General features: G+C 45.9%; 13 protein-coding genes and 1 pseudogene. 7 read left to right on the forward strand and 7 right to left on the reverse strand.

The features are described from left to right. Window positions 1-17 precede the first annotated feature (17 nt). Window positions 18-1,490, reverse strand: coding sequence for a ketol-acid reductoisomerase (ilvC, locus tag ACXAC1_RS06590; RefSeq protein ID WP_475060134.1), 1,473 nt, complete (start codon window positions 1,488-1,490; stop codon window positions 18-20). Between the two features lie 202 nt (window positions 1,491-1,692). Between ilvC and ilvY the strand changes: the two genes are divergently transcribed. From ilvY to ACXAC1_RS06615, 5 genes and pseudogenes are all read left to right on the forward strand, one after another. Then, window positions 1,693-2,568: an HTH-type transcriptional activator IlvY gene (gene ilvY / locus ACXAC1_RS06595; RefSeq protein WP_475063791.1), complete on the forward strand. Its 876-nt coding sequence runs from the start codon at window positions 1,693-1,695 to the stop codon at window positions 2,566-2,568. A gap of 282 nt (window positions 2,569-2,850) precedes the next feature. Beyond that, window positions 2,851-3,093, forward strand: a complete 243-nt coding sequence (locus ACXAC1_RS06600; RefSeq protein ID WP_475060136.1) for a type II toxin-antitoxin system ParD family antitoxin — start codon at window positions 2,851-2,853, stop codon at window positions 3,091-3,093. Continuing rightward, window positions 3,090-3,389, forward strand: coding sequence for a type II toxin-antitoxin system RelE/ParE family toxin (locus ACXAC1_RS06605; protein ID WP_475060139.1), 300 nt, complete (start codon window positions 3,090-3,092; stop codon window positions 3,387-3,389). Before ACXAC1_RS06600 ends, ACXAC1_RS06605 begins: the two co-directional genes overlap by 4 nt. Next, window positions 3,386-3,625: pseudogene (locus tag ACXAC1_RS06610) on the forward strand (HTH-type transcriptional activator IlvY); the annotation flags it as partial. The gene ACXAC1_RS06605 and the pseudogene ACXAC1_RS06610, both read left to right, overlap by 4 nt. 41 nt (window positions 3,626-3,666) lie before the next feature. Continuing rightward, on the forward strand, window positions 3,667-4,998 hold the full coding sequence (locus tag ACXAC1_RS06615) for an IS4 family transposase (protein ID WP_475059980.1): 1,332 nt from the start codon (window positions 3,667-3,669) through the stop codon (window positions 4,996-4,998). A 257-nt stretch (window positions 4,999-5,255) separates the two neighbouring features. Here ACXAC1_RS06615 and ACXAC1_RS06620 read toward each other — a convergent pair whose 3' ends face one another. The 4 genes from ACXAC1_RS06620 to ACXAC1_RS06635 form a co-directional block, all read right to left on the reverse strand. Beyond that, window positions 5,256-5,975, reverse strand: coding sequence for a hypothetical protein (locus ACXAC1_RS06620; protein ID WP_475060142.1), 720 nt, complete (start codon window positions 5,973-5,975; stop codon window positions 5,256-5,258). After that, entirely contained in the window at window positions 5,972-6,352 is a 381-nt protein-coding gene (locus tag ACXAC1_RS06625; protein WP_475060144.1) for a hypothetical protein, read from the reverse strand. Before ACXAC1_RS06625 ends, ACXAC1_RS06620 begins: the two co-directional genes overlap by 4 nt. Before the next feature lie 74 nt (window positions 6,353-6,426). After that, on the reverse strand, window positions 6,427-7,245 hold the full coding sequence (locus ACXAC1_RS06630) for a hypothetical protein (protein WP_475060146.1): 819 nt from the start codon (window positions 7,243-7,245) through the stop codon (window positions 6,427-6,429). Window positions 7,246-7,578: 333 nt separating this feature from the next. Further along, window positions 7,579-8,517: an NYN domain-containing protein gene (locus ACXAC1_RS06635; RefSeq protein WP_475060149.1), complete on the reverse strand. Its 939-nt coding sequence runs from the start codon at window positions 8,515-8,517 to the stop codon at window positions 7,579-7,581. Between the two features lie 299 nt (window positions 8,518-8,816). Between ACXAC1_RS06635 and ACXAC1_RS06640 the strand changes: the two genes are divergently transcribed. Further along, entirely contained in the window at window positions 8,817-9,068 is a 252-nt protein-coding gene (locus tag ACXAC1_RS06640) for a type II toxin-antitoxin system Phd/YefM family antitoxin (RefSeq protein WP_475060152.1), read from the forward strand. 411 nt (window positions 9,069-9,479) lie between these two features. Here ACXAC1_RS06640 and ACXAC1_RS06645 read toward each other — a convergent pair whose 3' ends face one another. Continuing rightward, window positions 9,480-10,601: an extracellular solute-binding protein gene (locus tag ACXAC1_RS06645; protein ID WP_475060155.1), complete on the reverse strand. Its 1,122-nt coding sequence runs from the start codon at window positions 10,599-10,601 to the stop codon at window positions 9,480-9,482. An 83-nt stretch (window positions 10,602-10,684) separates the two neighbouring features. Next, window positions 10,685-12,028 (reverse strand): glutamine synthetase family protein, encoded by a 1,344-nt coding sequence (locus ACXAC1_RS06650; RefSeq protein ID WP_475060158.1) that lies wholly within the window; start codon window positions 12,026-12,028, stop codon window positions 10,685-10,687. A gap of 213 nt (window positions 12,029-12,241) precedes the next feature. Here ACXAC1_RS06650 and ACXAC1_RS06655 point away from each other — a divergent pair, with 213 nt between their 5' ends. After that, window positions 12,242-13,519 carry an NAD(P)/FAD-dependent oxidoreductase gene (locus ACXAC1_RS06655; protein WP_475060160.1) on the forward strand — a complete coding sequence of 426 codons (1,278 nt, stop codon included), beginning with the start codon at window positions 12,242-12,244 and terminating at the stop codon, window positions 13,517-13,519. The last annotated feature ends 32 nt before the right edge of the window (window positions 13,520-13,551 follow it).

Here is a 13,551-nt window from a genome sequence, read left to right on the forward strand (position 1 = left end):
TTAATTTCTAATGAAAATTAAACAATCTTCTTCATGTCAGCCATGTGGCCACGTAGAACTTTACCGATTGCTTCTACTGGGTGGCTACGTAGTGCTTCGTTTACTTCGATTAGACGAGCGTTGTCTACGCCGTTGTCATCAGACTCAAGACCTTTACCGATTACATCAGTCTTGATGCCTTTCATGAAGTCACCTAGTAGAGGTAGACAAGCGTGGTTGTATAGGTAACAACCGTACTCAGCTGTATCAGAGATCGTCGCGTTCATTTCGTAAAGTTTCTTACGAGCGATCGTGTTCGCGATTAGCGGAGTTTCGTGTAGAGACTCGTAGTAAGCAGATTCAGCGATGATGCCTGCAGCAGTCATTGTTTCGAATGCTAGCTCAACACCTGCTTTAACCATTGCAACCATCAAGATACCTTTGTCGAAGAACTCTTGCTCAGAGATTTCTACGTCGCCTGCTGGCGTTTTCTCGAAGTTCGTCTCAGCAGTTTCTGCACGCCATTTTAGAAGGTTAGCGTCGTCGTTCGCCCAGTCTTCCATCATCACGCGAGAGAAAGTACCGTCGATGATGTCATCTTGGTGCTTGTTGTATAGAGGGCGCATGATCACTTTCAACTCTTCAGAAAGATCGAATGCTTTGATCTTAGCTGGGTTAGAAAGACGGTCTAGCATGTTTGTCACGCCGCCGTACTTAAGTGCTTCAGTGATTGTTTCCCAACCGTACTGGATCAACTTAGATGCGTAACCTGCGTCGACGCCTTCTTCAACCATTTTATCGAAGCAAAGGATCGAACCTGTTTGCAACATACCACAAAGGATAGTTTGCTCACCCATAAGGTCAGACTTAACTTCCGCGATGAAAGAAGACATTAGAACGCCTGCTTTGTGACCGCCAGTACCTACTGCGTAAGCTTTTGCTAGTGCAAGACCTTCGCCTTTAGGATCGTTGTCTTCGTGAACAGCGATAAGCGTTGGTACACCGAAGCCACGAACGTATTCTGCACGTACTTCAGAACCAGGACACTTAGGCGCAACCATGATTACAGTTAGGTCGTCACGGATTTGCATGCCTTCTTCAACGATGTTGAAACCATGCGAGTAAGATAGGCAAGCGCCTTCTTTCATAAGAGGCATAACTGCTTTTACTACAGAAGTGTGTTGCTTATCTGGAGTCAGGTTAAGAACCACGTCAGCTGTTGGGATTAGGTCTTCGTAAGTGCCAACAGTGAAACCGTTTTCAGTTGCGTTTTTCCAAGATTGACGCTTCTGCTCGATTGCTTCTGGACGTAGCGCGTAAGAAACGTCTAGACCAGAGTCACGTAGGTTAAGACCTTGGTTAAGACCTTGTGCACCACAGCCTACTACTACCATTTTTTTGCCTTTTAGCGCTTCTACGCCATCAGCAAATTCTGAACTATCCATAAAACGACATTTTGCTAGTTGAGCTAGTTGCTCACGTAGCGGCAAAGTATTGAAGTAGTTAGCCATGGTTAACACATCCTAAATTTTTATGATTAAAGTACCGACATCTAAGCACGTCGATATTAAAAAAGAGTGACACAAACACACCTAAAAACATTCAGGCTGTGCTGCGAGTAGGTTCAATGTATAGAAGAGCGACCCTTTCGTAAATTGATATATTTGCAATATAACGTCCCATTTTTTGCAAAACAGAGCTATCATGGCTTTTATGAATACAAAAGCCCTCAAACAATTCCTCGCATTAGCCGAAACACTGCACTTTGGCCGCGCCAGCGACGAGTGCAACATCAGTGTTTCTGCACTGTCGCGCAACATTCGCCATTTGGAAGAAGAAGTGGGGGTAGACCTATTCAGCCGCGACAACCGAACCGTGGTACTGACCCGCGAAGGCCAGCGTTTTGTGAAATACGCCCGCGAAACCACCAGCCAATGGAACCTGATTCGCCACGAACTCACCGACCACTCGGATCAACTGAGCGGTGAAATCAGTATTTACTGCTCCGTCACCGCCAGTTATAGCTTCTTGTTTGAACTGCTCAACCGCTTTCGCCAAGTGCATCCGCATATCGAAATCAAACTGCACACTGGCGATCCAGATAAAGCCATTACCCGCATCTTGGACGGCAACGAAGAAATCACCATCGCCGCACGCCCATCCTCCATGCACAAAGGCTTAGCGTTCGCACCGATCACCAAATCGCCGTTAGTCTTTATCGCTCCCGTTGAGCAACAACCCAACGTCCCTACCACCTCACCTGCTTCGCCGAGTGACTGGGAACGAGTGCCGATGATATTATCCGAAGGCGGGGTTTCAAGGATTCGCGTGGACGACTGGTTAAGCGAGCAAAACATCACGCCAAATATCTATGCTCAAGTGGCAGGTAACGAAGCCATCGTTAGCATGGTCAGCTTGGGCTTTGGCATCGGCATCGTACCGAAAATCGTACTCGACAACAGCCCACTGATGGACCGCGTTCAGATACTCGACGTCCAGCCCGAGCTAGAGCCTTATGACATTGGCTTGTTCACCTTGAAGAAGAGTTTGAAAAACCCACTAGTTGAGGCGTTCTGGGCGCTGGTTTAAGCCCTTGTGGGACCCCGCTGCGCGCGGGATTTTGTAATATGTACGACCCGATTCCAATCGGGGATGATGCTGATTCCCCGTCCTGTAGGACTGCGCTGCGCGCGGGAGTCTTTCTAGTTTGCGAGGCCTTTGGAGGCTCTCTTCCATGCAATTCAATTGGTTAAAAGGCGCTCCAATTAAACGCATGGAAGGGTGTTGTAGGTGTTTGTTATGCGCGCCTTGCCCAAAATGCCACTGGATACCATAATTAGGTACTTTTTGGTATAAAATGGAGATGAGCTCATGGCTAAAAACACAAGTATCACTCTTGGTGAACACTTCGATGGCTTTATTACAAACCAAATAGAGAGTGGACGTTACGGCTCAGCAAGTGAAGTCATTCGCTCCGCACTGCGTCTACTCGAAAACCAAGAAACCAAACTACAGTCACTCCGTCAACTACTTGTTGAAGGAGAGCAAAGTGGTGACGCTGATTATGATCTTGATAGCTTTATCAATGAACTTGATCGTGAAAACATTCGATGAAACCATTTAATTTGACTGTCGCCGCTAAAACCGATTTACGGGATATTGCTTTATTCTCTCAACGACGCTGGGGAAAAGAGCAGCGAAATGTCTATTTAAAACAGTTCGATGATTCCTTTTGGCTTTTAGCGGAAAACCCCGACATTGGTAAATCATGCGATGAAATCAGAGAGGGATACAGAAAATTTCCCCAAGGGAGTCACGTCATTTTTTATCAGCAAACCGGCAGCCAACAAATCAGAGTGATTCGAATTCTTCATAAGAGCATGGATGTGAACCCAATATTTGGCGAATAACGCCAAATATCTATACACAGGTCGCCGGTAACGAAGCCATCGTCAGCATAGTGAGCTTTGGCATCGGCGTCGTACCAAAAATCGTACTCGACAACAGCCCCTTGATGGATCGCGTCCAGATCCTTGACGTACAGCCAGAGCTAGAGCCTTACGACATTGGCTTATTTACGTTGAAGAAGAGTTTGAAAAACCCACTGGTTGAGCAATGCTGTTCACTTAAGGAAAAAACAGCATAATTAGTTAAAATCCAGTAACCATCAGGCTACTGGATTTTTTTATGCCTCTTCACCAAACCTTGCTTGAAATCGACGAACTACACCAATTCTCAGACCAAAGTACTTTTACTCAAAACATCCCTGTTGAATGGGTCGAATCCGCCCTTACGCTCACTCAGAGTGCAACCATTCGTAGGCGGCGATTACCATCAGATCAGGTGCTTTGGTTAGTGTTAGGCATGTCGCTCTTCAGAGATGAACCTATTGCTGATGTGGCACGACGTTTAAACATCTGCTCCCAAGGCTTGGCTAATGACTGTTTACTAGCAAAAAGTGGCATTTCTTCCGCTCGCCAGCGGTTAGGTCCCCAGCCTCTTGAGTGGTTATTTCGCAAAACAGGTTATCATTGGGGAAGTGAGCGTTACCCAGCAGATGACTGGAATGGACTGCAAGTTTTCGCTGTTGATGGTGCGTTGTTCCGAACGCCTGACACGCCCGAGTTACGAGAGCACTTTGGGTCTGGTAACACCTCGACTAACCGTCAAACACCTTATCCTATGCTAAGGCTAGTCAGTCTTATGAATACAAGGTCTCACATCATGCTTGATGCCCAAATCAGTCCCTATCGCAAAGGTGAAATTCGAATGGCTGAGAACTTTGTATCTCGTATCCCTGACCACTCTGTAACACTGCTAGATAAAGGTTTTTGGGGAGCCGACCTTTTGCTTAGCATCAATCGTGACAATGACAATCGCCATTGGTTAATCCCTGCCCGTAAGGGGTTGGTTTATGAGGAGGTTGAGCAGTACAACTCACGGGATAGATTACTGCGCATGAAGGTCTCAGATCAGGCTAAAAAACGCAATTCAAGCCTACCTGAATACTGGGATGTCCGCGCGGTGACTTATGAAATCAATAAGGTTGAGAAGACGGTTTATACTTCCTTGCCCTATGCGAAATTCAATACAGAAATGGTGAGCAAGTTATACCATGAGCGCTGGGAAATCGAACTAGGCTTTAGAGATATCAAAAGCTCAATGAACAATAATGCTCTCACTCTTAGAAGCAAGAAGGTGGAACTGATTTATCAGGAGGTTTGGAGTTTATTACTAGCCTACAATGTTGTAAGGCGTGAAGCAGGGCAAGCAGCCATTGCTTATCAGAAATCCCCAAGTGAAATAAGCTTTAAGGCGGCATACTGCTATATTGCGAGTCAGCTCATTGTGATGGCACAAGCACAACCAGTATCAAAGACAGGAACTCGCTTAGCTCACCTAAGATCAGGTATTGGAGAGTTGTGTATAAACTACCGTTCTAGGCCTTCTAGACCTAGGACGGTAAAGATAAACAAGACCCGTTATCCGGTGAATCGCAATGCTGCTCCCCTTAAGTGAACAGCATTGCACTGGTTGAGGCGTTTTGGGCGTTGGTTTAAGCCCTTGTAGGACCGCGCTGTGCGCGGGATTATTTCAGGTTTGCGAGGATTTTGAGGCAATCTTCCATGCAATTCAATTGGCTTGCGCACATCTCCGGTCGTTCCTCCCTCCGACCGTCAGCACCAATTAAACGCATGGAATAGTGTTAATGGGATTATTTAATTTTAATACCGCATCTGCGGCTGGTTTGGAGCGCAGCGTTATGCAGTCGTTTGTTAGGCATTTTTACGCACCAGAGCGCGAGTAAGCGCAGTCTTTAGCTCGCTCTTGAACTCGCTTTGATCTTTAAATAGAAGCAATCTATTTGATTTTAGGTCGATGGGGACTTCGTCTAGTGATTGGGAAACCAAGATAGTTCCTTTATCAATTGCGTGAGCAATGCCTAGTTCGTAGAAAACGTTCGAGTTTCTTCCGTCAATATTAGCGATGACCAATCTAGCCTTACAAAGCTGCTTGAGCGTGTGTGGCAACAAATCTCCTGATATATGATCTTCGTCTCCCCTGTAGCAACGAAGACCTACTTCTCGGCATACCTCAGCTATTGTGTTAAAAGTATCTTGATATTTAGGGTGAAAAGGTGTCAGAACAAACACGCTATCATTTTCAACCTTCATATCGCTCTCGGTTAAACCATGAGCTTTAAGAAATTCAGTCAATGTACTATTGTGCTTTTCATAAGGAGACACCTCCCGCTTTTGCGCGGAAAGAACAAGGTGATTCATGTCTTTCCATCGTTCTTCGGTTCTAACTAAGCGGTCCATCATTTCGTACATCTTTTTTTCGTAGGACTCACGAAGCATTTCTAGACTTGCTCTATTCCTATCCTCATCATACTGGCGTTGTCTATTACTCTTGTAATAGATCAAAGCTGCAAATGTAACTGACACCCATATTCCAGACAGTGTGAGGACAGTAAGAAGATCAATTTCTATCATTTAGTTACGATCTCCTTTACGAGATTTACTGCGATATAAACACCGCTTATTGATGCAAGATAATTTATTGAGGTTAAACAACCTACCCAAAAATAGCTATCACTCTCAAAGAAGGAATTAGAGCGCCGCCAAAAGAACACAATCATGATTGAGCTAATGACGTATATCAGAAACAGCAATAGTCCTTCTCCAACTTTGTCACCTGCATTAATGGTATATGCAATAACAAAAGACATTGCTAAAAATGCAATATCAACCGGAAGCTCCAGCAATGACTGAATAAAAATAGGAGCCGTAGATGCCCTATCAACTAGTAGTTTCAGTAAAAATGCCAATACAAGCAAAACTACTGGTAGTGATATTTCCAACGAATTCATCGTTATTTAAAATTCCTCATATTTAGTACCTAACGCTGCGCTCAGCGGAAAATTTGCCCGATAGCAGCACCCTGTTAGCCCGCTCTTGCAACAAGATGCTGATAAGCAGTGCCATTCAATGCAAGATAAGTAAGACTACCTAAGGCAATTAATGCAACCCAAACAAACTTGCCGGAAAACGCATTAGTAAGAATGTAAATAGACCGCCAAAAAGGCCTCATGGCACCGTCGTACACCACCTGTAGCGCTGATAAATTGTGGACAACCAAAACTGAAGAAAAGAAAAGGAAAGCGATAGTGCCGAGCAATCCAAGCAGCTGAGGGATTATCCAATTACGCTGTTCATCATCAAGGACATCAAAATAAAACTTATAAGCTCCTGCTGACTCGGCGGCTTCTCTTGCACCAGGTATAATTCCCGTTTTTGCTTGGTAAAGAAGGATAAGAGTAAATGATAGAATGCCGATAGGTATAAATGTATAAGCAAACCATTCACCGCTGCTTAAACGCCCTTTGATAGCGGAAAAAACAAGCGCTGCAATACCAAAGGTGATTACGTTAAAAGCGACCAATGATGAATAGTAAATCACATCAGCCGCATATACTGCATAAAGATAGATAGAAACAACCATTGCAACAACAAGTAGTATTATGATGGCCATTGGATCATCATTTGACTGAGGTCTATTGGAACCACCTATTTCTCGTATAACGATGCGCTCCCTAATTATTAAAATGGTTTCCCTTACAGAGGCCTCCCCACCTTCTTTATTACCTCTGGTAAGGACAGAAAAAAGCAGACCAAAAATCACTCCCATTAGAGGTGAAAGCAATAAACTTTGAGTCAGCGAATCTCGTATCCACAGTTCGAATGTTTCTAGCATTTGAGCCATTTTCTCCTTTTAATGAGAAACATATTATTAATGCACGTTATTCTGTTTTAGCTCTTTGTCAGTAAGACCATAGTAAATTGAAATTAATAGCTATTTTTACAATGACAAACATTTCAGACATATGAAAAAACGCTTGCCCATTTTGGTAAATAACCTTGTAGCACAAGGAAGAGGTGTGTTCTGGTCATCCTTGACAGCGTTACTCAGAGACTAAGCTATTTCTCATGTTGTTGCCAATGCCATGAGATCAAAGTGTTGGCGATTTATCATCTAGGATGAGGGCTTGCTCCCCGATGTAATCGGGTCGTACAAAGCCCAATACTACGATAAGCTCTAGCCTCTAAGTCTATGCCCTGCATAAGCTTTTACATGCTGAAGCGTAATATCCAACCGCTTCTCATCATCCATATGTTCAGCAGGAATACCATCAAAGTTAGGAAGGCTATCAACTAGATGCAGTGGACGTTCGAGCCATTTCCAAGCTTTTGGAATACTGCCTTCCACACCTCTTTGGCTGAGGATACTAAGGATTTCTTCTACTTTATCAGCATACTTGAACCAGCCTGTGGGCTTTATCGCCGTTTTCTTATCACCAAACACTCGGCATGGTAATTGGGCCTTTTCAAGCTCCCAGTCATGTATGAATTCAATCGTCCAATCGGCAAGTTCTTTTAAGCTCTTATTCCCTCTACGCTGGGAATCACTTTTTCTAGCAGGGATGATTAAGCCGATTTGAATTGGATCTCTAGCTTGCTGTTCGTTGTGATGACGAAGTTTTCTGAAAGCTGGAATGATGTCTGTGTCATTCGTGACAAAGATAATATGTTCTAGACTCGTATCTGTCACACCATCGTAAACAGCCTCTAGTGCAACATTCACATCACTTTGCTTTTCCTCCATCTTCCAAATTTTTACTCGCTCAGAGAAACGAGGCTCTTTTTCTTTGCCGTCGTCATCAAGCTCAACTTTAGGAAATTTGGTTTTATCGATGGAGTAATTGCCCTTCACTGTGGCCAGTTTGCTTTGACAGTGATTGTTCAACGCTAGGTGATAAGAACGCTGGTCGTTTAAGGAACTGCTATCTGATGCAGCACGCTCAGATATTTCAGCCGTAAAGAATTTAATTGCTAAATCATCTAGCTTTGATTCAGGAGCACCTGAACGAACTAACAGAGTCTCCATCAGCTTAATCAGGTCAAGCCATTTATGAGGTGTTCCTTTTAAGCAACCAAAATAGAAATTATAGCCGTCAATATAGACCCTAGTTTTCATAGATGATCATTCCAATTAATGGACGACACGATGGGTAGCGAGCTTAAAAAGATATGTGAATAGGGCTATCCATCCCCGTAACTATCGCCTTCCTAGGCTTTAGATGTGAAAAAACCGGCACGGGGCCGGCTTATTCGTCCAACTCCAGGGGTCTGTATGTCGCCACGCGTGGAAGAAGGATAAGTTGTGCTCACATTATAGCCAGATATGAAGGAACTGCAAGACTCTATCCTTTAAGGAGTCGCTCAATCATGAAAATCGACTTATGCTTTCTAAGTACTTAATGAAAGGCTTTCTTTATGAAAACGATTACAGCTACAGACGCTCAAGCTTCACTTTCTAAGTTGATAGAGCAAGTGAACAAAGACAATAAGATTATCGAAATCATAAGTGAGACAGACAGGGTCGTTATGATGTCTCGTGAGCACTATGAAGGCTTGCAGGAGACGCTGCATTTGCTTTCTCAATCAGGCTTTAAAAGCGACTTTGATCAATCTGTTGAAGAGGCAGATCAAGGACATACTGACAGCTTTGAGCATGTTTTTGGTTAGTCTTAGTTCCTCTCGTTTCCCGAGAACTTAAAGGCTTCTCCCCGATGCAATCGGGTCGTACAAGACCCAATTTCCCGCGCAAAGCGCAGTCCTACAAAGATTCCATGCGTTTGATTCGCGCTGACGTTTCGAGCTGAGGAACGAAGCGAAGAAGTTGCGCAAGCGAATTGAATTGCATGGAAGCTCGTGCCCGCAACAATTTGGCGAAGCTCATTGACGCTGAGGACGCTAAGTTGTTCCCGAGCACAGTTCGGTCCTACAGAGGCTTGGGGAACATCGGTTTGCCTCAGAGGTTGCAGGGAAGTTTCCCCGATACAATCGGGTCGTACAAAGTCCGAGGATATAGGTAAATCGGGGCGTACGGGGTACTTAAACGGAGGGGAGGCCTCCGTTTAAGTGGGTTGTGGGCGTTTAGCGGCCTGTTTTGATGTCGGTCCAGAGGCGGACCATTAGGCGTTCAATTCGCATGCCGCGGACTTTCTGTGCGAACAGTTTCTTTTTCACATCTTCTGGTGGGTAGATACCTTCGTTATCGCGGATTTCTTCGTCTTGTAGGTCCATTGCGTCAACGTTCGGGTTGGCGTAGGCGACATAGTTGGAGATATCTGCGATGACGTCAGGGCGTAGCAGGAAGTCGATGAATTTATGTGCTGCGTCTTTGTTTTTGGCATCTTTTGGAATCGCTAGCATGTCGAACCAGACTTGTGTGCCTTCCTTTGGAATGCTGTATTCGATGTTGATGCCGTTTTCCGCTTCGATGGCGCGATCTTGTGCTTGGATCACGTCACCCGACCAACCGATGGCAACACAAGCATCGCCGTTTGCTAGGGCGCTGATGTATTGAGAAGAGTGGAATTGGCTAACGTATGGGCGCACGCTTTTCAGCAGTTCAACCCCGTCGCTGTCCAAGGCGTAATCCGATTGGGTGCGGCTGTTTGGATCTTTGCCAAGGTAGTTTAAAACCAGTGGGTAAAGCTCGTCTGGGGAGTCTAGGAACATGACGCCACAGGACTGTAGCTTTTCCATGTTTTCCGGTTTGAACACCAGATCCCAGCTGTTAACTGGCGCGTCTTCGCCCAGTACTTCTTTCACTTTATCTACGTTGTAACCAATCCCTGTGGTGCCCCAAAGGTACGGTACGCCGTATTGGTTGCCCGGGTCGACCGCTTCTAGGAAGGACAGCAGTTCTGTATCAACACGATGTAAGTTAGACAGTTTTGACTTGTCTAAGGTATCAAACACACCCGCTTGGATCTGGCGGCCCATAAACGAAGCGGTCGGTACGACCAGGTCGTAACCTGAGTTGCCGGCCAATAGTTTGGCTTCTAGCACTTCGTTGCTGTCGAAGACGTCTTCGATCACGTCGATGCCGGTTTCGGCTTCAAAACGTTCGATGGTGTCTTCTGCAATGTAGTCAGACCAGTTGTAAAGCTTGAGTGTCTCCGCCATGGCAGGCGCAGCGCCTGCGCTCAACGCACAGACTAAGCTTGCAATGGGTACTACACGTCGCATTTTTCGTTGTGGGTGTGTCATGGTTGATTCCTTTAGTGATGTCATAAGGATGCCCACGCTTGGCTTTTCTATCCAAGTCATTGGGCATCACGGTTTGAAAGTTATTACACGTTCAATAGCAGGTGCTCACGTTCCCATGAGCTAATCACGCGGTTAAACGTTTCGAATTCGCTACGTTTAACGCCCATGTAAGCGGTGACAAAGTCCATGCCTAGGATTTCACACAATGGTTCGCAGTCTTCTAATAAACGAAGGCCTTCTTCCAAGGTGCGGGCAATTTCCACTTCTTGGTATTCAGAAGGTGGTTGGTTGCCTTTGGTGGGTTCGGTAGGGCGCAGTTTTTGTTTCATGCCCAAGTAACCACAGGCCAAGGTCGCGGCGATGGCTAAGTAAGGGTTACAGTCCGCGCCAGGGAAACGGTTTTCGATGCGTGTCGCTTGTGGCGGCGCGTACGGAATACGAAGACCTGCTGTGCGGTTGTCAAAGCCCCATTGCATGTTGATCGGTGCTGCCATTTCAGGGGAGAAGCGGCGGTAAGAGTTAACGTTCGGCGCAAAGAAAGAAATCGCGTTCGGCGTGTATTTCTGCAAGCCACCTAGGTAGTGGTAAAACAATTCACTCGGCTCACCATTGTTATCAAAAACGTTTTGACCCGTTTCAGCGTCCACTAAGCTTTGGTGGATGTGCATCGCGCTGCCCGGTTCGTTTTTCATCGGCTTAGCCATGAAGGTCGCGTAGACACCGTGTTTCATCGCGGCTTCACGTAATGTGCGTTTGAACACAAACACCTGATCGGCAAGATCCAGTGGATCACCGTGAATAAAGTTGATTTCCATCTGTGCCGCGCCGGATTCGTGGATCAAGGTGTCCACGTCCAGATCTTGCGCTTCGCAGTAGGCGTAAAGGGTGTCGATGATGGTGTTGAACTCGTTTACCGCATCAATGCTGTAGGAACGACGTGAGGTTTCACGCTTTCCAGAACGGCCTGCAGCGGGTTTTAGTTCGTAGTCGGGATCGGTATTCGGTTGAATCAGGTAAAACTCAACTTCTGGAGCGATAATAGGTTTTAAACCTTCTTTCTCATAAAGAGACAGGATATGACGCAAGATCGTACGACTGGCCAATGGGTGTAATTCGCCATCTGTGTTGTAACAGTCGTTGATCACTTGCGCCGTTGGTTCATCCGCCCAAGGTACCATTCGTATGGTATTTGGATCAGGCTTGAGCACCATGTCGCGGTCGCTGGCGTCAACAATCTCGTAGTGGTTGTCTGCCCAATCACCTGTCACACTTTGCACCAGTACCGTCTCTGGGATACGGCCTGTTTTCTCAGCTAAGAACTTAAACGTCGGGTAGAACTTACCCCGTGCGTTGCCCGTCATATCTGCTAACGTTGACTCGACTTCTGTAATTGCATGCTCTTTTAAAAAAGCTTCAAGCTCTGTCATAACTCACCTTGGTATGGATGGATCTTAAATTTCCTGTTGCGATCTTTTTTGTTTCGGTTATTCTTTGCGCTAAACCGAATAATGTTTCGGTTTAAAAACATATTTCAGTTTGATTATTAAATCAACACTTTGTTAGAGATAGGTTTTCAAAAGATTTATTTTCAACAAAAACCGACTGATAATTCGGTTAATATTTGAAATAGGAGTGCCCCATTGAGCACACATGAAGCGTCTTATTACGCTGCCACAGCCAAAGCCTTAGTCGATCGTCCGCAGTTAGTGGGCGATCACGAAAGTGATATTTGTATCATTGGTGGAGGCTTTACTGGGGCTTCCGCCGCGCTGCATTTGGCCGAGGCAGGGTATCAAGTCACGCTTCTGGAAGCTCATAAAATCGGTTGGGGGGCATCAGGACGCAACGGCGGACAAATTTGCCAAGGCCATAATATGGGCCATGAAGAGATGGTGAAGCAAGTTGGCAAAGAAGCGGCGGATCTGTTGTGGCAAACGTCAGTCGACTCGGTCACCTTAGTCAAAGACTTAGTGAAACAGTACCAAATCGATTGTGACTTGAGCGACGGGGTGTTGCATGTGGCGAATAAGCCAAAGCATGCACAAGAAATCCGTGACGCGGTCGCATACAAGCGTGACATATTGGGCTATCAAGGTGTGTCCTTTCTGAACGCAGACGAGGTCGCACAGAAACTTGGGACGGATCGTTACCACGGCGGCGAATGGTACGCAGAAGGTGCCCATTTGCATCCCCTGAATTTTGCACTGGGCTTAGCCAAAGCGGCAGAAAGACATGGTGCGAAGCTTTATGAAAACTCGGCTGTGATTGACTATCAAGCGGGTGAAAAACCCGTAGTTAGAACCGCAAAAGGCCAAGTGACCTGCCGCTATATTCTGTTTGCCTGCAATGGTTATTTAGGCCATCTAAATCGGCCAGCAGCCCGTAAAATCATGCCGATCAATAATTTTATTATTGCGACCGAGCCATTGCCACCAGAGGTGATCGGGCGCATTAATCCTGACAACATTGCCATCGCTGACTCGAAGTTTGTGGTGAATTACTATCGTCTGTCAGCCGATGGTCGCATGCTGTGGGGTGGCGGCGAGAATTACAGTCCACGCTTTCCAAAAGACATCGCAGGTTTTGTGAAGAAACACATGATCGAGACGTATCCTGAGCTTGACCGTTATCGTATTGATTACGCTTGGGGTGGCACTCTAGCGATTACTTTGAATCGAATGCCGCATATCGCGCGCCAAGATGAGAATATTTTTGTCGCTCATGGCTATTCTGGGCACGGTGTGGCCTTAGCCACTTTTGCGGGTGCGGTGTTTGCAAAAGCGGTGCAAGGCTCGTTAGAAACAGTCGATGCGTTTGAAAAGCTACCCATGCGTGACTTCCCCGGTGGTACCTTACTACGCTGGCCCGGTCTGGTGGCAGGAATGCTGTACTATTCCATGTTAGATCGGTTACCGTAGCGATCTTAGCAACCGTTATCGCGACTTATATT

The organism is Marinomonas sp. AWM4_232, assembly GCF_056158325.1.